Source organism: Paenibacillus sp. EKM211P (assembly GCF_011066175.1).
GTDB classification, from domain to species: Bacteria; Bacillota; Bacilli; order Paenibacillales; family Paenibacillaceae; genus Paenibacillus; species Paenibacillus polymyxa.
In genome coordinates this window covers 37,904-63,059 of record NZ_JAAMNS010000008.1, presented here as the reverse complement: position 1 = coordinate 63,059, position 25,156 = coordinate 37,904, and the positions used below count along the sequence as shown (strand labels likewise).

The window sequence follows — 25,156 nt, the reverse complement described above, 5'->3', positions numbered from 1 at the left end:
ATAGGAGGTCGGTTCACGTGCCTTACCCTACGCGGGCAGTCCGCGCTGTTCGTCTGTTATCGCTGCTGTTGTGTGCTACTACACTGACAACGGCTTGTCCGCTTCCTGCTCATGCCTCTGCAGAGCACACAAAGTCCTCGTCAGCCGGAAATAACCTGACAGCAAATATCGATGCTTCACACGCTTCGTCTTCATTGTATACGTCCAGACTTGCTTTATATCACTCCATCGAAGCCCTGACAGGAGTCCCTTGGTACAGACTGGCTGCCATCGACCAGTACGAACGCACACTTACGGTGGCCCATCCCAAGGATCGCAAGCATGCGGAACGGATCATAGGTATTTTTGTGACAGGACCAGTATGGTCCGGTCTGTTGAACCCTGATTCCGAGGATCAAAATCCGCGTTCCATTGAACTATTTTCCGGGCTGGGACAAGACGGCTCAGGCGATGGAATCGCTGACCGCAATAATGACAAGGATTTGCTGTTCAGCATCGCTTCTTATCTCGGAAAGTATGGAAATAGCGAGGATGAATTTGGTATTGCCGTGTGGGAATATTACCATAACAGCCGCTCGGTTCAAAGAGTTCAGCAGTTTGCCAAGTTGTATCAGACGTATGGCAAGCTTGATCTGGTCAGTCAAGCTTTTCCGCTGCCTCTAGGCAGCATTTATAGCTACCGCAGCACTTGGGGAAGCCGTCGCAGCTGGGGCGGCTACCGTATACACGAAGGGACGGACCTGTTTGCAGGCTACGGAGTTCCGGTTCGCAGCACTTGCTACGGTGTAGTTGAAATGAAAGGTTGGAATCCCTTCGGAGGCTGGCGAATCGGTATTCGTGATCTCAACAACCGCTATCACTACTATGCACACCTTTCCGGCTTTGATAAAACCGTTCATAACGGAGACATCGTCAAGCCTGGTCAGACGGTTGGCTGGGTCGGAAGCTCGGGCTATGGAAAACCGGGTACCCAAGGCAAGTTTCCACCACATCTGCACTATGGTATATACCGGGACAATGGCTGGACAGACTGGTCCTTTGACCCATATCCGTTATTGAGACAGTGGGAGCAGAGCGAACGTAAAGCGCTCAAATCAGGAAAAACCAAAGGGACCTCCTCATAGGTCCCTTTGGTTTTTCCTGAGTATCTCGCACCAATCCCCTCTTTTTTTTGTTTATGGCGTTGGAGACTGCCTGAGGGAATTGGGTTCTTCCTGTATCTCTGGAACACTTTCTATGCTGGAATCTACAGCGCCGCTACTCTCTATAGAATGGGAAGGCAGTGCCAACTGCGGAGCGGTTGCACCATTTTTACCGACGGGTTTACCCTGATTGTCATAGTAGTACATCGGGACGTTGCCCACTACCAACAAATAAGAAACCGGGATTTCCGTCTCCACAATCTGAGGTTGCATCTCAAACGGTATAACCACAGACACTTCCGTCGTAATTCGAATGTACACTTCCACCAAGATCATGTTTATGCCCGCATCCTGCTGACGTGTATTTAAATCCACCTTGATTGCTCCATGCGGCTCCACCTTTAGAGGGACCTTGGGTCCATAAGCTGCCAGGAGCGGACTCCCCAATGCCTGACCAATCGGAACGCTCTCGTCAAAATGACTCATACTGTCCATCGTTGCCTTGACTGCTTTGAGTGTGTCTGACGTAATTCTCATATGCTCCGCATAATTTAGAACAAATCCAGAGGTTCTCCCTTGTGTATCCGTTCTCCATTCGATCAAATTATCAGCAGTCTTCCCCTGCTCTACCTGCGCAGTAATTGCTGAATTAATTGCCTCCGTCGCCATTTGTTTGACCCGCACTTTAGCCAGATGCATCATGGGCGGCTTCAAATGCTGTTCCACATAAGCGGCCACCTGTACGATTCCTACCAGCAGCGCCAATGCCACAATGAGCCACATTCTGCGCCTGCCGCGTCGCCGTCTGCTCGGTCTGCTGTGCCATTGCGGTTTTCTATTCATTCTGATCCCCCCGCAGCGATGAGCTTACTTTAGAAGGATATGCCGCAAATAAACGAAAAAGAAGCCGCCCGTCCGGCAGCTCCTCCTGGTGTTAAACATATATGATTTCAAATCCGATTCAGTTCAACTCAACTTATTATTTGAAAATGTGGTCAATCTTTTCGATATCCGCCTGACTCAGTTGGACATTCAGCGTTTTCAGATTCGCCAGAACCTGCTCCGGTCCCTTCGCGCCTGGAATGAGGGCATCAATCGAATCGCGGGTCAAATACCATGCAAGCACCACATGAGCAACCTCTGCATTCAACGCATTGGCAATCTCACGTACCTGCTCCACTTTGTCCAAATTACGGGCAAATGCATCTCCCTGAAACAATGGATCTTTCGCTCTGATGTCCGTGAAGGTCATGTCTTTCGTATACTTACCACCTAGCAGTCCAGAAGCTAGCGGGAAATACGGCACAAACGAAATGCCATTTTCCTTAGTATAAGGCAGCAAATCCTTCTCAGCTTCCCGTTGCAACAGATTATAATGGGATTGAAGCACATCTACATAGCCGTCAGTATTCGCATCTTTAAGTTGTTCAATGGTAAAGTTAGATACACCGATAGCCTTAATTTTACCTTCGTCTTTGAGCTTCTTCAGTTCTCCGACTGCTTCTGCCTTCGGTGTAGCTTCATCTGGGAAATGGATATAGAACAGATCAATATAATCTGTTTGCAATCTTTTCAGACTGGATTCGACGGATTCACGTAAAAAAGCAGGCGAGTTGTCAAAAACAACCTCTCCGTTCACAAACTTATGTGCTCCCTTGGTCGCTATGACAGCTTCCTCACGTTTGCCGCGCTCTTTAAGTACCTCACCGATCAACCGCTCTGAGTGCTCAGGCCCATAAATAAAAGCTGTATCCAGGAAGTTGATGCCGTTATCCAAAGCTGTGCGAACGACTTCTTTGCCCGTTTCATTGTTCAAACCGGAAAAAAGATTATGTCCTCCTACCTTATTCGCACCCAAACCGATTGGTTTTACATATAAATCTGTTTTGCCAATACGCACTTGCTCTGCCAATTCACGTCATCTCCTTTTCGAAAGTTACTTCCATTTTATTATTAAATTCCAAAAAAAGCAAAGTGCGTACCTGGCTGCTGCTCTTATCCCTTGATCCCCGTTAAGGCAATGCCTTCCATAAAATACTTCTGTCCTATGGCAAAAAGAATGATAGCTGGCAACACGACAATTAAAGAAGCGGCCATCAAAACACCCCATTGCGCCGAATATATTCCCTGAAACTGCTGTAGCCCAATCGCCAACGTAAATTTGCTTTCATCATTAAGATAAACGAGCGGTCCCATAAAATCATTCCATGTGTTCAAAAATGTAAACAATCCGATGACCAAAATCGCTGACCGGGACAAAGGTAAAATAATGCGAGTAAAGATCGTAAAATGGTTGCCCCCATCCACAAATACAGCTTCATCCAGCTCTCGCGGAAGAGTCATGTAAAATTGTCTAAGCAAAAAGATATTAAAAACACCTCCACCAAAAAACGAAGGTAATACCAATGGAACGTAGGAATTAACCATGCCTAATGCCTGCCAACCAATAAAAGACGGAATTAGCGTGACCGCAAACGGCAGCATCATACTGCTTAATAACACGGCAAAAACCTTATCTCTTCCTTTCCATCTCATTCGCGCAAAGCTATAGGCAGAAATGGTACTCGACAGAAGTACACCCGCTAAAGTACCTGCTACGACGATAAATGTGTTCACAAAATAGCGCCCAAACGATAACTCTTCAAACGGCTGTAAAAAATTTTCGAATACAAAAGGCTCGGGAATCCATTTCGGCGGGATCAGAAAAATCTGACTTAAATCCATCATGGAGCTTCTCACCAGCCAGTAAAAAGGAAACATGCAAAAAAGTGACCCCACAATGAGCACTGTGTAGAGAAAAACTCTGCTCCAACGCAAGCCATGTTTTTTCATCCTCATGCCCCCCCGCCTTCGTAATACACCCATTTTCGGGCCGTCTTGAACAGAAAGGCAGTGAATGTTAAAACTACAATAAAGAGCACCCAAGCAATCGCACAGGCATAACCCATATTCGAAAAAGTAAATGCCTCGCGGAACAAATAAAATGTATAGAATAAGCTGGAATTGTTAGGTCCACCCTGAGTCATGACGTAAGGCTGGACAAACACCTGAAATCCACCGATGAAGCCCATAATCGTATTAAAGAAAATCGTAGGCGATGTCAATGGAATTGTGATATAGATAAGCTTATGAAGAGCGCTCCCACCGTCAATTTCAATGGCTTCATAATAATGCCTAGGTATATCCTGCAAGCCAGCCAGAAAAATAATCATCGTCCCCCCAACGGTCCACAAACTCATTAAAACCAGTGTAGGAACTACCGACCCTTCACTATAAATCCATTGACTTTCGGGCAAATGCAGCGCACGCAACACCACATTCAGCAAGCCAAGGTCCGGATCAAACAGCCACATCCAGATCATAGACGATGCTATGAGTGGGACAATCGTGGGTAGATAAAAAACGGTTCTAAAAAAAGCCAAACCTTTTACCTTTTGATTGAGCAATATGGCCAGAAAGAAAGCCACTATAATTTGCAGGGGCACACTCAAAAACACATAATAAAAAGTAACCCCAAGGGATTTGTAAAAAAATTGATCCGTACCGTCAAATAAGTGTACATAATTATCCAGACCAATAAAACGGGCCTGTGAAGCAACCTTGTAATCGGTAAGACTGAACCAGAGACTAGCGATCATCGGTCCCAGAACAAAAATGACAAAGCCCAGAATAGCAGGGGCGGCAAAAAGCCACCCCAACCCATTTTCCTTCTTACGAATAGAAGATAACGATTGCATTCTATCCCTCTCTTTCTGTCAAGACCCTCACCTTATTTTTTCGGATATGTTCCCTTAAATTCAGCGTTCGCCTTGGCTGAAACCTCCTTAAATGCTTGCTCCACCGTTTTCTTGCCCAGCCACACCTGATCTAGCGCCGGGTTAATAATCGCATTGATTTTTTCCGAGTTTTTCAGATAGTAGTCGTAAGAATTAACACCGTTATGCAACGTTTGGTTCATGACTGCATCACGATACCCATCCGCATGGCCTGGCTTGACATCTGCCCATTTGCTAATCAAGTCTGGTTCGGTGTACCACTTTTTCATGACAGGCATCCACAATCCGCTGGAATGCATGTCAAGTCCGCTTTCAGCATCCAGCAAGAATTTATAAAACATCCACGCTTCTTTCGGATGTTTGGTTTTGGCAGAAATCACTTCCGGTTCACCAAACAGGATTGTTTTACTGCTTTTCAGTTTGGGTAACACGCCTACACCAAAATTCACCTTCGATTCTCCAAGATCCAATTGGACCCACTGCCCATCCAGATCCATCGCTACACGTTTGCTTTGCAATGCTACGGCCGGAGAAGGAATATTTTTGGACTGCGTCGGCGACGGTGCCACATGATACACGTTAATCAGATCCGCCATCTTTTGCACGGCTTCAATCACATCAGGGTTTTCAAGGTTAAGCGAGTCCCCTTTGTCGGAAATCACACTTACATTATTGGAAGGAACTAGCAGGTGCCACATCCATGTGTCAAACCTAACTCCATACTGTTTGATGTTACTTGCATCAAAATTGGGGCTGAGCGCATTATTTCCCGCTTTATCAATGGTGAGCTTTTGTGCTGTCTCTAAGAACTGTTCCCATGTCCAAGCCTCTTCAGCTTTGACTGGCGGCAAGGCAACACCAGCCTCATCAAACAAATCCTTGTTGTAATAAAGCGCAAAGGCTTCCTCCGTCACCTTGACCCCTGCCACTTTATCCTTATCCCAATAGATAACTGAATTAGGAATGAGGCTTTCCTTCGTTAGCTCCTTATCCTCCTTCAAAAATTCATTTAAATTATATAGTTTGCCTTGTTCAGCCCATTGCAGAGCCTGTGCTTTATAAATAGGAAATACATCTGGTGCCTGGTTGGCGGCAAACATCGTCGTTAATTTAGTTACGTAATCCCCGGGGATGTGCATATAGTTGATTTTGATCCACGGATATTTGTCTGTGAATTTTTTGGCAATCTCCTGTTGAACCTTCTTTTCATTGGTGCTCCCCCAGCTGGCATAGGTCAGTGTCACTTGCTCGTGCCCCTGCAAATCTACTGGCTTGCTGCTCTCATTTGAACTACAGGCTGACATAAGTCCAACGATCAAGCACATGCAGACGATCCATAACTTTCGTTTTAACATGAGTAGCGCCCCCAAACCGTTTATTTTTTATCTTTTCGTTTGTTGCTTCGTCACTAAATCCATTCTAGCAAACGCTTACATTTTGAAAAGTCGTACTCTCATTGGATTGGTGTCATTTGATTAGATCTATGCGTTTCTCCGATTCGGATCAGGACAAATGTCCCCTTACCTTCTGGCGAGTGGAGCGCAATCCCATATTCCATCCCATATAACAGCCGCACTCTTCTATCTACATTTTTAATGCCTGTTGACCGGATTTCTCCAGCTTGAATTCGGCGTATATGATCTTCTTGAATTCCTAATCCATTATCCTCGACTTTAAAACACACCAATTGCGTTTCGATCCAGGCTGTGATCTTAATCTGACCGCCTGATTCCATTTCGGCGAAACCGTGAATAATTGAATTCTCCACAAAAGGCTGCAAGAAGAGTTTGGGAACCTCCATCTGAAGCAAAATGGGATCAATATCATATTCCACCGTGAACTTGTTCTCAAAGCGATTTTGCATAATGTAAATGTATTTTTCCAGCCAATTCAGATCGGTTTCCAGGCTCCATGTATCATTTTTGTTTCGAGTCGTAATTTGCAGCATTTCCGCCAGACTAATGATCAATTGGCCCAGTTCCTGTTGTTTATGCTCTAGTGCGATCCAATACATTGTCGTTAAGGTGTTATACAAAAAATGGGGATTAAGCTGTAAATTAAGTGCCATTAACTCCGACTCTTTAGCTCGCAGACGTGATTTGTAATTTTCTTCGATCAAATCTTTAATTTTCTCATTCATTTGATTAAATCGGATCACCAGGTCCCCCAATTCATCATAGCCACGTTCAGGAATTCGAATATCAAAATCTCCCTTCTCCATTACCTTCATCGCCTGTTTCATATCTGTAATGGGCTTACTGATGTATACAGACAGCAAATAAGCAAGGATAACAGCAATGAGCATCATAAAGCCTAAAAAAAACAAGGTGTAGGTACGAATCGTTGACAGATGTCCCAGTACATCTTCCATGGGAATGGCTATATACGATACCCAGCCCGTCGTCTTCATCGCATCGTAAACCAGTAATATGCTTTGACCCTTCACGTTTACCATTTTCGTCCCTTGTTCCGAAGTAATGGCCTTCTTCAGCCAATCTGCCACCGGCTCCCCCGCTTGTTGCTGTCGATCTGAACTCATGACTATCCCATTGTTATCGTGAATCATACCGTAGAATAGATGTGCAAATCCGCTGCGGGCTGCATAATCTTCAAAACCGACCTTTAGCAAATCAGGCCGGAAATTCAATATAAGTATAGGCTTTTCCTTGCCTTCAGGAAGCGTATGAAAGGTTCCAGCATCATCTAATGCAGTCAAATGAAGCTGCTTAACCACAGCAAATAAAGAACTAAAATCATAGGAACCTTGTTTTAAATCCTGCTGATGAAAGGTGTCGGCATACGAATAGGCAGGAATCCACTTGGTAGCCCCCTCTGCTTGCACCGCAGTTGTCGCCAAGGAAGAAGAATAGAATGGCAGAACGGGAATATACATCCGCTCTGTACTTCCGTATGCATACTTTTGCGTCATAATTTGAGAAGCGTATACTTCCTCCATATTGCCAAAGTATCTGTACAAAATTTTCGTAATACTGCGATCAGTTCGTAAAAGCGATGAAGAATCCGTAGTATCCACGTCTGTAATGGTCTGTAGAAGGTCATGATCAATTGGAATCATATCTACGGTTTTTTGAATAGCTGTCAGCTTGTTATCCAGCAGCTGGTTATTACTTCGAAGTACACTTGTAACACTATCTGTTACGTTTGCAGTAATATTCCGCGCACTAGTTTCGAAGTAGACAAAGCCCAGGATCAAAACGATAAAACCAGACAACAAAAAATAGGACAGCATCAACTTCGTACGAAAGCTACTGTCCAAAAATTTTTGATATATATATTTGACTTGGCGCATTGTACCTTCCTTTCACCTAACGATTAATTGAATTTTCTGCGAAATTCTTCAGGTGTGTGCTTTACGTTTTTTTTGAACACTTTAAAGAAGTATTTGATATCTTTATAACCAACCTGTCTACTAATTTCTGCGACCTTGGCGTCTGTATGCAGCAGTAAGTGCTGAGCCTTTTGCATTCTGAGCTTCACCATATATTCCGTGAACGAGAGCCCAAAATAATTTTTGAACAGAATGCTAAAATAGGACGCATTATAGTGAAAGCGCCGGGCCACAATCTCCAGACTTAGGTCTTCATGTAGATGTGTATCCAGAAATTCCTTGCATTTTTTCATGATAGGTTCACCTTTGGAGCTGCCGTCAAGCTCAAGAATCAGCTCTTTTAACCATGCTGCAATACGATCCTCAAGATTCTGAAGACATGTGGCCTCTTCGACAGCTCGGTTCAACTGTTCCGAGTAACGTGAGTAGGCTTCCTCACTCCACCCTATATTTAACCGTGGTAAACTAACTAGGAGAAGGTGTATTAATTTAGCTTTAAGCGCATCAGGTGGAGGGTACCCTTGCGTCATTCGTCCAATGAAATGTTGTACCCATTCCAATAGCTGATCGGGCTTTCCATTGGAGATAGCGCTTTCAACGAATTTTAGAAAGGCTATTTGTTCATGAGTGCTCAATTCCTGTACCGGCTGGTCATCATCTGAAGCGACAAGGTTCAAACATCTGATGTGAGGTGTATAAAAACGCATGGAGATCAGTCGAACAGCCCTTTCGTAAGATGGGCTTATTTGCATTTCATCAAAATCAAAAGGCTGACCCCAAGCAAACCAAATAGAGATAGCTTGCTGTTGCTCCAACTTTTTCAGACCAGCTTGAAGTGCACCTTTGGCCTCCTTGCCTTCAGTCCTGTCTCTCCAATTCACCACGGCGACCATATGGTCTTTATGGACTTCAAGTGGGAACACGACAGAAGACGCCCAAGGCCGCAATATTTCAACAACCGTGTTTCGCAGCTTATTATCCCACGTATATATATCCTCTGGGCGGGATGCAGATGCTCCCAATGCGAGAACTTCTCCTACCCCCTGCCATCCAAAGTGACTTTTTAATAGGCTTTTCTCGTTCGACTGCAACTTGTCTGTCACGCATCTGCTAAACAAATGCTCCACAAATGCAGGCATGCTCTGCTCGATCTGATTCAACGCTGTTCGATTTTCACCAAGTGCTTCCTGCTCCTCTACAATGATCTTCTCCATGTGTTGAATCACTTCAATAAGCTGCTGTGATTGCACCGGTTTTACCAAATAATCATTCGCTCCGTATCGTACCGCCTGCTGTGCATAGCTAAATTCCTGGTAAACTGTCACTAAAATAACTTTGGTCTCATGCTGACCCGATGTCCTCAATTGTTGAAGATATTCAATCCCGTTCATAATCGGCATTTGAATATCTGTAAAAACGATCTGGATCGGTTGGGATAATGAAATGTTTAAAGCATCTTTCCCGTTCTTGGCTTCCCAAACCTCGTATTCTGGACGTAAATCCCGGACCATGGCAGCCAACCCACGGCGCTGCCTAGTTTCATCATCTACAACCAGCACTCCCAGCGGGATCGAATTCACTGACTCCCCTCCTGTCGATCTTATACACGTATGTTTTTTTCAGTATAACACTTACAGGCGGGGACCCATCCTATTTTCTTTTTCGTTTCATACTACGAATGGTCGTTTTCGTTGCCTGATCCACCCGGTATGATTCTGTGATTTTTTGCAGAGCCTTGTTGAAAGTAAAATCGTCTAATGCATTATGACTTAAATACGCCATCGTTACCTCAGGCAGCTTGATATAACAGATTGATATCGCCCATGCTACCGCCATTTGTACATAATAATCTTCTCGATGGGTCTGATCTAGCAAAGTAAGCACCCGGTTAATATACTGTTCTTCAATATAAAAATTCAGCAGCATAACCACCCCAAACCGAATTTCATATTCTTTCTTAGAGAACAGATAGGGCTGAATAAAATCCCATACTCTTTCTTTATGTTGTTTCGTGATTTTCAATCCGGCACAGAAACTATCGCATACGGACCAATTATCAATTTTAGGAACAAACTTGGCGGTATAACTCAAAACTTCCTCAATATCTGTTTTTACAGAACCAATCACCATACCTTGCAGCATCACTTCTTCAAAGTGCTCACTTTCGGCGGTCTCCAGATAAAGTCGCCAATCTCCTTTGGCAATATCTTGAGCCAGCTTACGCAGCACCGGCAGACGCACACCCAGCACATTATTAATCGTTGGCAGCAATGCAGCCGTAAATTTCTGAAAATCCGTATCCACTTGTGACAGTATCTGCTCTCTGATGGTCTTCTCCATATTTTCCACTCCCTGTTTGTTAATGAAATGAAATGCTCCACAAATAAATGGAGGCCACTGAACCATAAGGTGAATACACTCGGCGATACTCCTCAAATTGTTGCTTGGTCAGTGTATCCAAATGGTACAACTTCATCATTCCCCGCCGAATAGCCATATCGCCCCAACTGACGACGTCCGGTCGTTCCATGCAATTAATCAGCATCATTTCAGCTGTCCAAGGGCCTATCCCTTGTAGCGAGGATAATTTCTGGATCACCTGTGTATCAGAAAGCCCATATAATTCCTGTAAATCCAACAATCCCCGCTCGATCGTTTGGGCTATATTCAGGATACATGCTGCTTTTTTCATGGTTATGCCACAGCTTTGAATTTCCTGAGCCGTCTGAACGGCTATATTTTGCGGAGTGATCGCGCCTAATTTCTCCTGCATCCTTGTCCATATGGTCTGAACCGCCTTGGCCGAAATAAGCTGCCCCACAATCGCATGAACAAGCGCCGCAAACAGGTCGGGAATGATTACGCGTTCTACCTTGCCCATTTGCGTTATAGCGGCACCAAGTACGGTATCTACCGTTTTCAGGTAGTTGATTTCCTTTTCTCCATAGTCAAAGTTTTTGGTCATGACCGTTTCCATTTGTTCTCCCGCTCCCCTTGTATGGTACACTCTTCATTTTAATTGCATAGGCTGCTTTCATATCAGGGCTCAAATCCTTCTTTGCTCACATAGAGCTGTTCTTCGGGAAAAACATGAAGAAAACGCTCATAAACCGCCTTATAGGCGGCAGGGTGATACCATTCTTCCAGCCCCAATGACTCGTACAGCGCACCAATGTTCAAGCTGCGCGTCCGCCTTCCCCCGCTGCCGTCTCCCATAAAATAATCATCTATACAGACACGGTTGACCAGAGGCAAAAGCTTGTCTGCAAAATGCTCACTGCTTGGCAGCATCGGAGCAATAGTAGCTTGCGTAGGCACACCTGCCTCTTTTAAAAGTTGCAGCGTTTGGAGACGAGCCTGGATGGGAGGAGCTTCCGGAGTGAAATGTTTGCGTATATCCTCACGGTCTGTTTCTACCGTGATACTCACACGTACACATTCCTTCAATTCGAGCAATAAATCAACATCTCGTCGTACAAGCGGACTACGCGTCTGTACAAACAGAAAATCCGGCGGATCTTCCACCATCACTTCCAGCAGAGATCGAGTCACCTCTTCCTTGTACTCGGCCGGCTGATAAGGATCTGTGCTTGACGACATAAAAATCGTGACTTTACCTTTGGATTTGGCCCTGCGAAGTTCCTTGCGAAGAATATCTGCCGCTTCTTTTTTAATATCAACCCATGTTCCCCAGGCTTCCTTCCGAAACGTAGAGACTGGCAATTGGCGTACATAACAATACGAGCAACCAAAGGTACAGCCGGTATATGGGTTCAACGAGTGTGTATACCCTGACAAGAAGCCGGTTCCTTTATTCAAAAGAGTCTTGGGAGATTTGTAATACTCATTTTTCATACCTAACCTCACTACCATATTGATTTGTGTGTGCGATTTTTTTCAAGCTGCAAAAGCTTCACCTTCATGTCCAGCCCCCCACGATATCCGGTCAAAGCTCCATTCTTACCAATGACCCGGTGACAAGGGATGGTGACCAAAATCGGATTAGCACCGATGGCAGTACCTACCGCACGAACAGAGTTCGGCTTTTGAATAGCGTTGGCAATGTCTGAATAGGATTGTGTCTCCCCATACGGAATATTACACAGCGCGTTCCATACAGCCATTTGAAATGCAGTTCCATGAAAGTCAAAAGGGAATGTAAAATGTGTGCGCTCCCCTTGGAAATATTCAATCAACTCCTTGGCATAGAGCTGTAAAACGATATCCTCTTCAACTAAAGGACTGCCGGGAAATCGACTTCCTGCCCATGCCATCAATTCCTCTACAGGCTGATTAAGCGAACCGACATAACATAATCCTTCCGATGTAGCTGCAATATATAAATTCCAATCCTCGTGCGTCAATAATGACCAATAGATCGTTTTATTCATTTGATGTACCATGCTGTGTACCTCCTTTTTGAGTTGCTTTGGATTCGAGTTGGCGATACTGCAACGGGGTGTAACCTGTATTCTTTTTAAACAACGTAATAAAGTAAGGGATATTGGACAGACCTACGTTCTCCCCCACTTCCGCAACAGATTGATGTGAGCAAATAAGCAGCTTCTTCGCTTGTTTCAACCTAGTACGCTGTATATATTCCATCGGAGTGACATGCATGATTCGCTTGAAGGTACGATGTAAATGATACGGGCTTCCATGACTTATCTCTGCCAGGACGTGCAATGTTAAGTCCTTCATATAGTTCGAATCTACGTATTCTGCAACTCCTGCGATCCAGTCGTGATCAGGCAATCGTTGTCCTGTCGGTTTACATCTTTTACACGGACGAAAATGCTCAGCCAAAGCCTGCTCTGCTGATGTAAATAAACGGATGTTCTCTCTTTTAGGAGGTCGGGATTTGCAGGAGGGGCGACAAAATATTTTCGTTGTCTTCACAGCATACAAAAATACCCCGTCATAAGACTTGTCATTTTCTACAATAGCTCTCCACTTCTCGTCTGTTATGGATAAATCGGATGCTCTCATTTCAATCCCCCTCTTGTGCAATGTTCCCTGCCTCATATCTAAATTATAAACTAAACAGTGAACATATGTACCCCTTTTGGAATGTAAAGGCAAGATAATGAAAAAAGATGACCCCACGAGGAGCCACCTTTAAAGGTAGTAATCTATCCTATTTAGGCTTGAAGCTTACCCGGTTCAACCGTGATCGTCAACTCATCTGAAGGATGCTGGTATGCCTGTGACCAATAATCTGCATTTGAAATTCCCGCCTGCTTCGGGTCAAATACCGGGTCTAGCCCTTGGCGCCGTTGCCGCTCGTAATCCTTAAGCACGAGAAGCGCAGGCTTGGCCAAAAGGATCATAGCAATCAGATTCACCCACATCATAATACCGACCCCCATATCCCCCAGTGTCCACGCCAACGCAGATTCCTTGACGACCGTTCCATAAAAGGTCGAACCCAGAATAACCAACTTTAACAGGAACATAGGCCATCTGGCTTTACGGTCGGCAACCAGGTAGGCCATATTGGTTTCAGCGATGTAATAATAGGCGATAATGGTGGTAAATGCGAAAAAGAACAAGGTTATGGACAAGAGGCTTGATCCGAAACCCGGGAATACCGATTCAATAGCAGCCTGTGTATATTGTGTTCCTTCTTCAACACCCGGGAGATGCTGCACAATATAACCCCCACCCGGTCCCTTCACGTTGTACATCCCTGTAAACAAGACCATGAAAGCCGTGGACGTACAGACTAAAAAAGTATCTACATACACGGAAAATGCTTGAACCAGCCCCTGTTTTGCTGGATGGGACACTTCTGCGGCTGCTGCCGGATGCGCACCAGAACCTTGTCCCGCTTCATTCGAATAAATGCCTCGTTTTACCCCCCAGGCAATGGCTGTCCCTGCTATACCACCGAACACTGAATCGATACCGAAGGCACTGCGAAAAATAAGGGTAAATACATCGGGAAGCGCAGTAATGTTCGTCACCATAATATAGAAAGAGACAAGGATGTAGCCAAGTGCCATGAAGGGTATGACTACCTGTGCCACATTGGCAATTCTTTTTACACCACCAAATATGATAAGCGCCAGCAACACGACAACTACTATCCCGGAAACCTTCATATCCATACCAAACGAATTATGAAAAGCTACCGCAATCGAATTCGATTGAGTTCCCGGCAACAGTAAACACATAGCGACCAACGCTACAACTGCGAAAATAACCGCAAACCATTTTAAGCCTGTCCCTTTTTCAATATAAAAGGCCGGGCCGCCTCGATACTGACCATCACGCTTTACCTTATAGATCTGAGCCAGTGTAGATTCAACAAACGCAGTGGCCGATCCGATAAAAGCCATGACCCACATCCAAAATATTGCCCCGGGTCCCCCCATACCGACTGCCAGTGCAATCCCCGCAATATTCCCCGTTCCTACACGTCCTGATAACGCCATCGTAAAGGCCTGAAATGAGGATACACCTGCCTCAGAACTTTTCCCTTTAAATACAAGGCGAATCATCTCTTTGAAATGTCTGATTTGCAGAAATCGAGTCATAATTGAAAATAATAGCCCCACGCTCAAACAGACATATACCACAGGATTGCTCCAAATGACGCCATTTACTGCCTCTGCCCACTTCTCTAACATTCCTTGCATTTCCCCCTGATCCATCAATTCATCTAGTCTATGTTTTCAGAAAATTTGCATAATTACAAAAAATTATAGATTAGTTTTTACGACCGTACAAGCTAATTTAATTGACATATTGTCAATTACAAATAGCCTTATTCGGCATCATAGGACGACAAAAAAAGCTCTGATGATCCGAGAATGTGGATCATCAGAGCTTGGTCCTTACTTAAGATTTCAAGCGTTGCCTGCTTGCTCATTTGGAGCGCTAGACAGTTTCAACAACGGTGCTTGCTCCGTTACCTGCCCTTGAGGGATGGGGAGGATTTCCGTATATTCAGAAGAATTTGTAATGATAACTGGCGTAATCGTAGGATAACCCTCTGCCTTGATTTGCTCAACATCAAATTCGAGTAGCAAATCTCCTGCCTTTACTTGGTCACCTTCTTTGATATAGGAAGTAAAATGTTTACCATCCAGCTTAACCGTATCTACTCCGACGTGAATTAGAACTTCTGCGCCATGATGCGAAACCACTGCCAGCGCATGCTTTTTCTTGAACGCTACAGTAATAGTTCCGTCGAACGGAGCTACGACTCTGCCTGTTGTCGGCTGGATGGCGATACCTTTACCCATAGCTTCCGAAGCAAACGCAGGATCGGGAACCTCCGACAGAGCGACCACCGTTCCTTCAATCGGGCTTAGCACCTCTTCGTTAGAAACGGTAACTGTAGAAGTCGATTCTTTAGCCGAGTTGTCAGTGGTTTCTTCCTTTTCAACTGGATCTTCGAAGCCTAAAATATAAGTCAAGATAGCCGAAACCAAGAATGAAACAGTAATCCCTAGAATCAATCCTGGGAAGCCTTGTCCGCCAGGACCGTAAAAGATCGGCAAAGTCAGCAACCCAGGTGCGCCGGAGGCAAATGCTTGCGTCCCCGCTTGGCCGATAATGGCACCACCGACAGCACCACCGATAACACCAGCAATAAACGGGCGCTTCAGTGGCAGCGTAACCCCATAGACCGCTGGCTCTGTAATGCCGAACAAAGCGGTAAGTGTAGCAGAACCTGCCAGCGTTTTCAGCTTTTTATTTTTCGTTTTCAGCATAACACCAAACGCTGCACCGGTTTGAGCAAAGATGGAAGCCGCAGCAGAAGGCTTAATACCGTCTCTACCGTTAACAGCAATGTTATTAATAAATACAGGTACAAGACCCCAGTGAACACCGAAAATAACGAGCAGCTGCCAGCAAGCACCAAGGATTGCTCCAGCCAGCAGTGGACTAAAGCTGAATGCAGCAACGAGCGCGGTAGCGATTGCATTGCCCACATACACCCCAACTGGACCAAAAACCATCAGAGTCAGAGGAAGCATAATTACAAGTAGAATCAAAGGTGTAATAAAGTTTTTGACGCTCTCATGGATCAGTCGATTGCACCATTTTTCCAGCTTACTCATGACGATAACGGCTAAAATAATCGGGATAACGGTTGATGAATAACTCATCATCACAATAGGAATACCGAAAAAGTCTGTTGCTGTGCCTTCTGTTTTCAGCGTGACTATCGTCGGGTACAGCAATCCTCCGGCAATGGTCAGAGCAACGAAGATATTACCACCAAATTTCCGTGCCGTTGTAACCGCTAACAAGAGCGGCAGGAAATAAAACAAGCTGTCGGCCGCAGCATACAAAATCATATAGGTCGTGTCTTTTGGTACCAACCAGCCAAGGTTGCTCGCAATCAGCAGCAGACCTTTCAAAATACCGGACCCCGCCATAACTCCAAGCAATGGTGCGAAAATGCTGGAAATTACGTCAATTACAGCGCCAAATCCTTTTTTGCCTTTAGTTGAGTTCTCTTCTTTTCCAGTTTCATTCAAAATGTTGGATACTTGGCCGATGGCATTGTATACTTCTGGTACTTTGTTGCCAACCACAACCTGGAACTGGCCACCGCTCTGCTTGACCGTAATAATTCCATCGGTTTTCTCCAGCTTTGCCTTATCTGCTTTCGCCTCATCTTTTAGCACAAAACGCAGGCGCGTGGCGCAGTGTACGAGCGATACTACATTTTTTTCCCCGCCTACCAGGTGCACAATTTCTTTAGCCAGTTTTTCATAACTCATGATGGACACCTCCATGTTCTAAGGGGCTTTTTACATATTTAGGCACACAAAAAACCTAAGCCTTGAAAAATGGTGGGCACTTGAGTCCCGCGATTTTTCATGACTTAGGTTTTGCCTGCATAACCAGTAACAATCCCAGTTAAAACTTATTAAATTCCTGTTACTCACATAATACATTTAATCTACCATATTTGTCAACAAAAACATTTAAACATATACTTTCGATTCTTTTTCAAATAAAAAGTTTAGAGCTTATCTGTTCACCACTCGTTCAATATGCACAGTCAAATACAGCTTTTCTTCGTTCGTTAATTCATGATTGTATTCTTTTTTAACGAAAGTTCCGATTTTCTCCGTACAAGCGGCTGCATCCTTGTGCTTTTCCTTAATCAAGTCATATAAATGATCATAGTTATTTTCATAGTGATTTCCCTTAAATACACGCTGGGCGAAAAATTTCAGATGCGTAATAAAGCGGAAATAGCTCAGAGAATCCTCGTCAAAATCAACCTTAAAGTGGTATTTTGCGATATTGATAATTTGCTGGATAAACTTCGTAATGCTCATGGTTGTAATGACTTCCTCATTCATTTCAGCATTCACAATGTGAAGGGCAATATAAGCCGCTTCATCCACAGGCAGTTCAATACCGAGCTTTTGTTTAATTTGTTCCAGCGTTCTTAGACCAATCGCGAATTCTTCTCTGTACAGCTGCTTGATTTCCCACAATAACGCGTTTTTGATTTCCAGTCCTTCCCGGTACCTTTCAATAGCGAAATTGATATGGTCGGTCAGAGAAACATAAATATTTTCGTTCAGCTTTCTGTTCAGATTATGCTTGGCGTCATTAATGACTTCCTCCACAATCACAATCAAATCCAGCGGTACCTCACGCAGCAGCATTTTGAAGTTATCGGATGTCTGCTTGTTTTTCAGCGCAAATACCTTCTGAATTCTGGTTTCATCTACTGTGTCTCCAGGCTTTTTCTTAAAAGCAATCCCCCGACCCATTACTACGAGTTCAGTACCGTCTGTCTGGTAAACACTAATTACATTGTTGTTGATGACCTTTGCTATATTCATCTCGATCCCCCGTTCCATATGCCAGCAAGAGCCACTCATGCTCCATCCACTTTATTGCAAACAAAAAAAACCGAAGCACGCCAAATAAACAAGACTGTAAAATCCGCTTATTCGTGGCTTAGGTTTTGCCTGCTCTGCAGTAACAATCCTAAAAATGATGGAATTGCGTCAAGTATAGCCCGAAAAGGAACGATTGTCAACGCTTTCAATTGAGAAACGAGGATCGGAAATTCCCGTTGATTCAGGACGTCCGATCCTATTTTCTTGTCGTACGACTATTCGCCGAGATTTTCACCATCGGAATGAATTACGTTTTTATACCAGTCAAAGCTTTTCTTTTTAATACGTTTCAACGTACCGTTGCCTTCATTGTCACGGTCTACATAAATGTAACCATAGCGTTTTTTCATTTCTCCAGAGGATGCGCTGACAATATCAATAGGTCCCCAGCTGGTGTAACCGATAATTTCGACGCCGTCTTGAAGAGCCTCACCCATTTCAGCAATATGTCGCTTGAGATAGTCGATTCGGTAATCGTCATTCACTTCTCCTTCAGGTGAAACCACGTCATTGGCACCAAAGCCATTTTCCACTACGAAAAGAGGCTTTTGGTAACGGTCATGCAATTGGTTGGCTGTAATGCGGAATCCTTTTGGATCGATCGTCCAGCCCCATTCGGATTTGTCCAAATATGGATTAGCCACGGAGCCGAATACATTACCACTGGTCATATTTTTGACAACTTCCGGGTCTGTGCTGGTTGTCCGGCTCGAATAGTAGCTAAATCCGATGTAGTCGACGGTATGGTCTTTCAAAATGGCTGCGTCGCCGGATTCCATCTCGATGTTTAGTCCATGATCCTTGAAGAAGCGTTTGGCATAACCAGGATATTCGCCGCGTGACTGTACATCAATGAAGAAGTAGGACTCACGGTCTTTTTCCATCCCCTGATACACATCTTCGGGATTACATGTATACGGATAGAAGCTGCCAGCAGCAAGCATACAGCCAATTTTCGCATCTGGAATGATCTCGTGACATGCTTTTACAGCCAGCGCGCTTGCAACAAGCTGATGATGCGCAGCCTGGTACTGAATTTGTTTAACGTTTTCGCCTTCTTGGAATACAAGCCCGGCACCGAGAAACGGCAAGTGGAGCAGCATGTTGATTTCATTAAACGTCATCCAGTATTTCACTTTATCCTTGTAACGAGTGAATACGGTTTTGGCATAGGTTTCAAACAGACCAACCAGTTTCCGGTTGCGCCAGCTTCCGTACTTCTCGATCAGAGCTACCGGCACGTCAAAATGAGCAAGGGTCACAACCGGCTGAATGCCATGTTTATGCAATTCATCGAACAAATCATCGTAAAATTGCAGCCCCGCCTCATTGGGAGTAGCGTCTTCTCCAGTTGGAAAAATACGAGCCCAGGCAATGGAAACACGCAGTGCTTTGAAACCCATTTCCGCAAATAGTGCAATATCCTCGCGATAGCGATGATAGAAATCAATGGCTTCGTGGGAAGGATAGAATTCGCTTTCAAGTGGAGTCAACGAAGGAACATTCCCTTTCATTATGCCTCTTCTCTTCTCTCCGGTAGGCAGCAGATCCACCAGGCTCAATCCTTTAGCGTCTTCCAAATAAGCCCCCTCGGCCTGGTTGGCTGCAAGAGCACCGCCCCATAAAAAGTCTTTAGGAAAAATATAACTGGACATAAACGTTCTCCTTCCAAATGTGTGATAAAAGGGTGTACAGAAAGGGAGATGAATAATAAAAAAACCCAAACCAGCCTGGTTACACTTGCGGTGTAAACAAGCCGATTCAGGTTATGCCCTAACGGTAACATCCCATGAAAAGGTTATTCATATTTGATTGAAACTCTAACAAAGATTTAGGAGCCTGTCAAATTTAATAGATATGATACATACGCTATTCACTCTAAACAAAATACGAATTTTTAGTTTATTTTCGCAAAATAACTAAACTAAACAACTATTTTTTTATAAACAAGCTAATTGACAGCGGTTTATAGAGGTGATACGATGACTTTGAAAATAAAAATTTATATAATTTATCCACTACAATTTAGTTTTGTTTAGTGAAATTTTAATTTGTTTACTTCTAGTACAAGGAGAGTTATTCATGAAAAAGCTGAAACTGGGTTATGCGCCTACTCGACGATTCACCTTCAGTGCTGAAGATGCATTCCGCTACAAAGTTGCCATTCGCCAACAAATCGAGAGCTTCGGAATGAACATTGATATCGTGGATTTGGAAGGGCTTAATGAGGAAGGTTTGCTGTATGACGACCATATTAACGCGGACTTGATTATCAAACGTTTCAAGGAAGAGGAAGTGGACGCCGTTTTCTTCCCCCACTGTAATTTTGGTACCGAGGATACGGTTGCCCGTGTGGGCAAGGCGCTTGGCAAGCCGGTTCTATTGTGGGGTCCACGTGATGAGGCTCCGTTGGCCGACGGCATGAGATTACGGGACACCCAGTGTGGATTGTTCGCTAGCGGAAAGGTGCTTCGCCGCTTTAATGTCCCTTTTACCTATATCACAAACAGTCGTGTAGCCGATCCGGTATTTGAACGAGGCTTTAACAATTTTATCTCGGCTGCCAATGTAGTACGACAGTTCAAAAGTTTACGGATTCTCCAGATAGGTCCTCGTCCTGCTTCCTTTTGGACTATGATCTGCAATGAAGGGGAGCTGTTGGAGCGATTCGGTATTGAGATTCATCCAATTACACTAGTAGATATTCAACTCCGTTCAAAGAAAATTGCATCCGGGAGCAGTGCTGAACTTTCAGAAGCGATTGATTATATCAAAGAGAAGCTGGACTACAGTGAAGTCACCGAAGAAGATATCAGACGCATTGCTGCACTTAAAGTAGCCATGAAATCCTACGCCATCGAAACGGGAAGTACAGCCATCGCCATTCAATGCTGGTCCTCCCTCCAGGAAGCTATGGGAATTATGCCTTGTCTGGCTAATGCCATTTTGACAGATGAACAAATTCCGGTCACCTGCGAAACCGATATTCACGGAGCTATTACTTCGGTTATGGTACAAGCGGCTGCGATGAACGAACTCCCCACTTTTTTTGCTGATATTACGGTACGTCATCCTGAGAATGACAATGGAGAGCTTCTTTTCCACTGCGGGAACTTTCCAGTATCCATGTCTATTGAGAACAAACCCAAACTACGCAAGCACTTCCTGTTCGATGATCACGCACCAGGCACACATGAAGGACAAATCAAAGGCGGCGGCATGACCATCGCCCGTTTTGATGGTGATCACGGAGATTATTCCATTTTCCTCGGCAAGGCTAAAGGAATTGAGGGACCTTATACCCGCGGCTCGTATGTCTGGGTAGAGGTCAACGACTGGCCGTTATGGGAAGAAAAGCTCGTCAAAGGTCCTTACGTCCATCACTCTGTTGGCATTCATGCTAATGTCATCCCGGCTCTGTACGAGGCCTGCAATTACCTTCCAGGTGTCACGGCAGATCCGATAGATCCTACCGAACAGGAAATTCAACACTGGTTGCGTGGTTCCGATCTCGCTGTCACCAAGTCGGGTATTCTGGTTTAACTATATTATTTCAGGAGGGCACTATGGAAATCCTAGACTTGAAAATCAAAGCCGCACAAATCCGTAAGGACCTGCTCACCATTATTCATCGTGCCAAAACAGGGCATACAGGAGGCTCGCTGAGCAATACGGATATACTCACCGCCCTATACTACGAAATCATGAATATTGATATCACTAATCCTAAATGGGAGGAACGTGACCGTTTCATTGCCAGCAAGGGACATTCCGTCGAGTCTTTATGGTGTATTCTGGCAGACCTTGGTTTCTTCCCTAAAGAAGAACTGGAAACCTATAGCCAGTTCGGAACCCGTCTGATTGGGCATCCGAACAATAAAGTTCCCGGTATTGAAATGAATACAGGCGCATTGGGCCATGGCCTCCCCATCTCAGTCGGTATAGCACTGGCTGCCAAGCGTGACGGGCGATCCTACCGTGTATTCTGTCTCATGGGTGACGGAGAGCAAGCGGAAGGCTCCAATTGGGAAGCAGCTATGGCAGGTGCCCATTACAAACTGGATAATCTTGTCGGTATCATTGACCGCAACGGCCTGCAAATTAGCGGTACAACCGAGGAGGTTATGGGACTTGAGCCGCTGGAGGAAAAGTGGGCCGCTTTCGGCTGGAACGTGATCTCCATTGACGGCAACAGCATGGAGGAACTGATCCATACATTCCGCAATGTCCCTGAAATTGAAGGCAAACCAACGTTGGTGCTGGCAAACACGATCAAGGGAAAAGGTGTATCCTTTGCCGAGGGTGTTCCAGGCTGGCATCACCGTATTCCAAGTGATGATGAACTTGAACGCGCACTGGCGGAACTGACACAAGAAATAGACGAATTATCCGGGGAAGGACAGGTGAGATAAACAATGAACAAAATCCCAAATCGTCAGGTCATCTGTGAAACGCTGCTTAGCCTTGCCAAAGAGGATCGGGATATTATGGTGTTGGCTAGTGATTCTCGCGGCTCTGCTGCTATGGCTCCCTTTGCCGATGCCTATCCGGAACAATTTGTGGAGGTAGGCATTGCCGAGCAAAATATCGTCGGTATGTCTGCTGGACTCGCACACAGCGGTAAAAAGCCGTTCGTCACCTCTCCTGCCTGCTTCCTGAGCATGCGTAGTATTGAGCAGATCAAGGTAGATGTAGCCTATTCCGGAACCAATGTAAAGCTGATTGGGATAAGCGGTGGTGTTAGCTACGGTGCACTAGGAATGTCCCACCACTCTGTCCAAGATATTGCTGTCGCGCGAGCGATTCCTGGTTTGATGGTCTTACTCCCCGCCGATCGTCATGAAACCAAGAAAATGACCGAAGCGCTGGTTCAGCATGAAGGAGGCGCATATGTAAGGATCGGACGTAATGCTGTTGAGGATGTCTATCCGTCCGATGATTATCCGTTTGAGATTGGGAAAGCTGTTACCCTACAAGAAGGATCAGACATTACCCTAATTGGCGCTGGTGAGACCGTCCGTATCATTCTGGATGCGGCTGAGCTGCTGGGGCAGATGGGTATTAAAGCTCGTGTTCTCAATATGCACACCATCAAGCCACTTGATGAGGAAGCGATCATCGCCGCAGCCCGGGAAACGGGAGGTATTGTCACCGTAGAGGAGCATAGTGTATTCGGAGGCTTGGGTGCCGCTGTAGCAGAAGTGGTGGTTCAACATCAACCGGTTCCTATGAAAATGCTGGGCATACCGGATGAGCCGGCGATTGCCGGCAAAACAGCTGAAGTCTTTGAACATTATGGACTTACCTCTGAAAATATCAGCAAGATTGTGCTCGAATTGATGAACAAGTAAGGAGCTGTAGCTGTAATGAATATCGAGACCTATATTCTGGCGATCGATCAAAGCACTTCCGGAACCAAAACACTGCTGGTTAATCAGCAAGGCGAAGTGATTACCCGTTATTCTTTGGAGCACAAACAATATTACCCGCAGCCGGGCTGGGTCGAACATGACCCGCTTGAGATATATCACAATGTGCTTATTGCTGCGAAAGGCGTACTGGAGAAGGCAGGGCTTTCTCCTTCCTCACTGGCCGCAGTAACCATTACGAATCAGCGAGAAACGGCTCTGATCTGGGACCGTTCTACTGGCTTACCTATCTATAATGCCATTGTATGGCAGTGCCAGCGAACGGCAGAGGTCTGCACACGCTTGAAGAATACTGGCTATGAAGATATTATACGCTCCAAGACAGGTCTAATGCTCGATCCTTATTTCTCTGCCGCCAAGTTCAATTGGATTTTGGAACATGTACCTCATGCCCCCCAATTGCTTGCTGAAGGTAAACTACTTGCAGGGACTATTGACAGCTGGCTGCTATGGAAGCTTACGGGCGGTCAAATACATGCAACCGATTACAGTAACGCCAGCCGGACTTCCCTTTTTAACATTCATACTCTGGCTTGGGATATGGAGTTGTGCAATATATTCAGTGTTCCTTCCTCCCTGCTCCCTGAGGTAAAAGCATCCGATGCCTTGTATGGCTATACGCAGGAAGCGGAATTATGGGACGAACAAGTAGCGATATCAGGGATAATCGGAGATTCACAGGGTGCACTGTACGGGCATCGTTGCTTCGATACTGGCGATGCCAAAGCGACATATGGGACTGGAACATCTGTACTTATGAATATTGGTTCGCAACCCGTACAGGGCGGTGAAGGCTTGGTTACAACGATTGCCTGGGGGGCTTCAGGAAAGGTATCTTATGCATTGGAAGCTGTTATACGTACGACCGGAGACAGTATAAAATGGACACGGGATAATTTAGGATTATTCTCTTCATTTGAGGAAATGCAATCCATGATCACCGAATTGCAGGACAATGAGGGCGTATATCTGGTCCCTGCTTTTGTCGGTTTAGGTGCTCCCTACTGGAATCCCTCTGCACGTGCTGCAATTGTAGGTATGACCCGTGGAAACGGCAAAGCACATATTGTACGCGCAGCGCTAGAGAGCATCGGGTATCAAGTGAGAGATGCGGTTCAATTTATACGTGAACAATCCGGTGTGCCCCTTACTAGTTTACGTACGGATGGCGGGGGCTCATCTAACAGCTGGCTCATGCAGTTTCAGGCAGATATTCTGGGTACCCATGTTTCCCGCTCTACCTGTGCTGAGCTGTCTGCAATGGGTTCTGTGTATCTGGGCGGTCTCGGTGTCGGATACTGGTCAGATCCTAAAGGCATCATCACGGGAAATACCTCTGATCAGAATCTGTATGAGCACTACACTCCTAGTATGGATGAAGTCAGCCGCCAGCGGCTTTATGCAGGTTGGCAGAATGCAGTGCAGATGGTAATACGTTCAGAACAACCGCTTACACCATCTTCTTCCGCTAATTGTTGATGAATCTTCCTCATTTACTTTTGAGCTCACTACAAGCTTCCGATTATTTTACAGGTGTTACACTTGGATAATCGGAGGTTTTTTATGTACACTGCAT

Annotated in this window: 21 protein-coding genes; 5 read left to right on the top strand and 16 right to left on the bottom strand. The window is 45.1% G+C overall.

Going from position 1 to position 25,156, the window contains the following annotated elements:
- The first annotated feature begins 17 nt into the window (after positions 1-17).
- On the top strand, positions 18-1,124 hold the full coding sequence (locus tag G9G57_RS13600; RefSeq protein WP_013372946.1) for a M23 family metallopeptidase: 1,107 nt from the start codon (positions 18-20) through the stop codon (positions 1,122-1,124).
- A 51-nt stretch (positions 1,125-1,175) separates the two neighbouring features.
- On the opposite strand, the gene yunB is transcribed toward G9G57_RS13600, so the two are convergent.
- The 16 genes from yunB to G9G57_RS13520 all read right to left on the bottom strand — a co-directional run bounded on the left by yunB (position 1,176) and on the right by G9G57_RS13520 (position 19,806).
- The gene (yunB, locus tag G9G57_RS13595) at positions 1,176-1,925 is read right to left on the bottom strand and encodes a sporulation protein YunB (RefSeq protein ID WP_013372947.1); all 750 of its coding nucleotides are present in this window, start codon (positions 1,923-1,925) and stop codon (positions 1,176-1,178) included.
- 196 nt (positions 1,926-2,121) lie between these two features.
- Positions 2,122-3,054: an aldo/keto reductase gene (locus tag G9G57_RS13590; protein WP_064963478.1), complete on the bottom strand. Its 933-nt coding sequence runs from the start codon at positions 3,052-3,054 to the stop codon at positions 2,122-2,124.
- An 83-nt stretch (positions 3,055-3,137) separates the two neighbouring features.
- Positions 3,138-3,974: a carbohydrate ABC transporter permease gene (locus G9G57_RS13585; protein ID WP_058830380.1), complete on the bottom strand. Its 837-nt coding sequence runs from the start codon at positions 3,972-3,974 to the stop codon at positions 3,138-3,140.
- Positions 3,975-3,976: 2 nt separating this feature from the next.
- Positions 3,977-4,879 (bottom strand): carbohydrate ABC transporter permease, encoded by a 903-nt coding sequence (locus G9G57_RS13580; RefSeq protein WP_025674174.1) that lies wholly within the window; start codon positions 4,877-4,879, stop codon positions 3,977-3,979.
- Positions 4,880-4,911: 32 nt separating this feature from the next.
- Positions 4,912-6,273 carry an ABC transporter substrate-binding protein gene (locus tag G9G57_RS13575; protein WP_164965068.1) on the bottom strand — a complete coding sequence of 454 codons (1,362 nt, stop codon included), beginning with the start codon at positions 6,271-6,273 and terminating at the stop codon, positions 4,912-4,914.
- 98 nt (positions 6,274-6,371) lie between these two features.
- Positions 6,372-8,228, bottom strand: coding sequence for a sensor histidine kinase (locus tag G9G57_RS13570; RefSeq protein WP_164965067.1), 1,857 nt, complete (start codon positions 8,226-8,228; stop codon positions 6,372-6,374).
- Positions 8,229-8,251: 23 nt separating this feature from the next.
- On the bottom strand, positions 8,252-9,847 hold the full coding sequence (locus G9G57_RS13565; RefSeq protein ID WP_164965066.1) for a response regulator transcription factor: 1,596 nt from the start codon (positions 9,845-9,847) through the stop codon (positions 8,252-8,254).
- A 70-nt stretch (positions 9,848-9,917) separates the two neighbouring features.
- Positions 9,918-10,607, bottom strand: a complete 690-nt coding sequence (locus tag G9G57_RS13560; RefSeq protein ID WP_058710774.1) for a DNA alkylation repair protein — start codon at positions 10,605-10,607, stop codon at positions 9,918-9,920.
- Positions 10,608-10,626: 19 nt separating this feature from the next.
- Complete coding sequence (locus G9G57_RS13555) at positions 10,627-11,244, bottom strand: DNA-3-methyladenine glycosylase family protein (protein WP_164965065.1); 618 nt, start codon at positions 11,242-11,244, stop codon at positions 10,627-10,629.
- Between the two features lie 62 nt (positions 11,245-11,306).
- Entirely contained in the window at positions 11,307-12,122 is an 816-nt protein-coding gene (locus tag G9G57_RS13550; protein WP_164965064.1) for an SPL family radical SAM protein, read from the bottom strand.
- Positions 12,123-12,133: 11 nt separating this feature from the next.
- Entirely contained in the window at positions 12,134-12,670 is a 537-nt protein-coding gene (locus G9G57_RS13545) for a methylated-DNA--[protein]-cysteine S-methyltransferase (RefSeq protein ID WP_164965063.1), read from the bottom strand.
- The gene (locus tag G9G57_RS13540) at positions 12,651-13,256 is read right to left on the bottom strand and encodes a bifunctional transcriptional activator/DNA repair enzyme AdaA (RefSeq protein WP_025674186.1); all 606 of its coding nucleotides are present in this window, start codon (positions 13,254-13,256) and stop codon (positions 12,651-12,653) included. Before G9G57_RS13540 ends, G9G57_RS13545 begins: the two co-directional genes overlap by 20 nt.
- A 152-nt stretch (positions 13,257-13,408) precedes the next feature.
- On the bottom strand, positions 13,409-14,899 hold the full coding sequence (locus G9G57_RS13535; protein WP_025674188.1) for an alanine/glycine:cation symporter family protein: 1,491 nt from the start codon (positions 14,897-14,899) through the stop codon (positions 13,409-13,411).
- Between the two features lie 219 nt (positions 14,900-15,118).
- Complete coding sequence (locus G9G57_RS13530) at positions 15,119-17,008, bottom strand: beta-glucoside-specific PTS transporter subunit IIABC (RefSeq protein WP_019688554.1); 1,890 nt, start codon at positions 17,006-17,008, stop codon at positions 15,119-15,121.
- A 252-nt stretch (positions 17,009-17,260) separates the two neighbouring features.
- Positions 17,261-18,091: a BglG family transcription antiterminator LicT gene (gene licT / locus G9G57_RS13525; RefSeq protein WP_025365791.1), complete on the bottom strand. Its 831-nt coding sequence runs from the start codon at positions 18,089-18,091 to the stop codon at positions 17,261-17,263.
- A 275-nt stretch (positions 18,092-18,366) separates the two neighbouring features.
- Positions 18,367-19,806 carry a 6-phospho-beta-glucosidase gene (locus G9G57_RS13520; RefSeq protein WP_019688556.1) on the bottom strand — a complete coding sequence of 480 codons (1,440 nt, stop codon included), beginning with the start codon at positions 19,804-19,806 and terminating at the stop codon, positions 18,367-18,369.
- A gap of 427 nt (positions 19,807-20,233) precedes the next feature.
- Between G9G57_RS13520 and G9G57_RS13515 the strand changes: the two genes are divergently transcribed.
- Genes G9G57_RS13515 through glpK form a run of 4 tightly spaced genes read left to right on the top strand, consistent with a single transcriptional unit; the run spans position 20,234 to position 25,059 of the window.
- On the top strand, positions 20,234-21,694 hold the full coding sequence (locus G9G57_RS13515; RefSeq protein ID WP_019688557.1) for an L-fucose/L-arabinose isomerase family protein: 1,461 nt from the start codon (positions 20,234-20,236) through the stop codon (positions 21,692-21,694).
- A gap of 23 nt (positions 21,695-21,717) precedes the next feature.
- On the top strand, positions 21,718-22,563 hold the full coding sequence (locus G9G57_RS13510; protein WP_019688558.1) for a transketolase: 846 nt from the start codon (positions 21,718-21,720) through the stop codon (positions 22,561-22,563).
- A 3-nt stretch (positions 22,564-22,566) separates the two neighbouring features.
- Positions 22,567-23,502 (top strand): transketolase family protein, encoded by a 936-nt coding sequence (locus G9G57_RS13505; RefSeq protein ID WP_019688559.1) that lies wholly within the window; start codon positions 22,567-22,569, stop codon positions 23,500-23,502.
- 15 nt (positions 23,503-23,517) lie between these two features.
- Entirely contained in the window at positions 23,518-25,059 is a 1,542-nt protein-coding gene (gene glpK / locus G9G57_RS13500) for a glycerol kinase GlpK (RefSeq protein WP_019688560.1), read from the top strand.
- Positions 25,060-25,156: the final 97 nt, after the last annotated feature.

What these genes read in the sequence shown, in the direction of transcription:
- G9G57_RS13540 (WP_025674186.1), bottom strand. Translation starts at nt 13,256, where the DNA reads ATGAGAGCATCCGATTTATCCATAACAGACGAGAAGTGGAGAGCTATT.
- G9G57_RS13580 (WP_025674174.1), bottom strand. Translation starts at nt 4,879, where the DNA reads ATGCAATCGTTATCTTCTATTCGTAAGAAGGAAAATGGGTTGGGGTGG.
- G9G57_RS13575 (WP_164965068.1), bottom strand. Translation starts at nt 6,273, where the DNA reads ATGTTAAAACGAAAGTTATGGATCGTCTGCATGTGCTTGATCGTTGGA.
- G9G57_RS13515 (WP_019688557.1), top strand. Translation starts at nt 20,234, where the DNA reads ATGAAAAAGCTGAAACTGGGTTATGCGCCTACTCGACGATTCACCTTC.
- G9G57_RS13505 (WP_019688559.1), top strand. Translation starts at nt 22,567, where the DNA reads ATGAACAAAATCCCAAATCGTCAGGTCATCTGTGAAACGCTGCTTAGC.
- yunB (WP_013372947.1), bottom strand. Translation starts at nt 1,925, where the DNA reads ATGTGGCTCATTGTGGCATTGGCGCTGCTGGTAGGAATCGTACAGGTG.
- licT (WP_025365791.1), bottom strand. Translation starts at nt 18,091, where the DNA reads ATGAATATAGCAAAGGTCATCAACAACAATGTAATTAGTGTTTACCAG.
- G9G57_RS13560 (WP_058710774.1), bottom strand. Translation starts at nt 10,607, where the DNA reads ATGGAGAAGACCATCAGAGAGCAGATACTGTCACAAGTGGATACGGAT.
- G9G57_RS13555 (WP_164965065.1), bottom strand. Translation starts at nt 11,244, where the DNA reads ATGGAAACGGTCATGACCAAAAACTTTGACTATGGAGAAAAGGAAATC.
- G9G57_RS13535 (WP_025674188.1), bottom strand. Translation starts at nt 14,899, where the DNA reads ATGTTAGAGAAGTGGGCAGAGGCAGTAAATGGCGTCATTTGGAGCAAT.
- G9G57_RS13550 (WP_164965064.1), bottom strand. Translation starts at nt 12,122, where the DNA reads ATGAAAAATGAGTATTACAAATCTCCCAAGACTCTTTTGAATAAAGGA.
- G9G57_RS13585 (WP_058830380.1), bottom strand. Translation starts at nt 3,974, where the DNA reads ATGAAAAAACATGGCTTGCGTTGGAGCAGAGTTTTTCTCTACACAGTG.
- glpK (WP_019688560.1), top strand. Translation starts at nt 23,518, where the DNA reads ATGAATATCGAGACCTATATTCTGGCGATCGATCAAAGCACTTCCGGA.
- G9G57_RS13530 (WP_019688554.1), bottom strand. Translation starts at nt 17,008, where the DNA reads ATGAGTTATGAAAAACTGGCTAAAGAAATTGTGCACCTGGTAGGCGGG.
- G9G57_RS13570 (WP_164965067.1), bottom strand. Translation starts at nt 8,228, where the DNA reads ATGCGCCAAGTCAAATATATATATCAAAAATTTTTGGACAGTAGCTTT.
- G9G57_RS13520 (WP_019688556.1), bottom strand. Translation starts at nt 19,806, where the DNA reads ATGTCCAGTTATATTTTTCCTAAAGACTTTTTATGGGGCGGTGCTCTT.
- G9G57_RS13545 (WP_164965063.1), bottom strand. Translation starts at nt 12,670, where the DNA reads ATGGTACATCAAATGAATAAAACGATCTATTGGTCATTATTGACGCAC.
- G9G57_RS13510 (WP_019688558.1), top strand. Translation starts at nt 21,718, where the DNA reads ATGGAAATCCTAGACTTGAAAATCAAAGCCGCACAAATCCGTAAGGAC.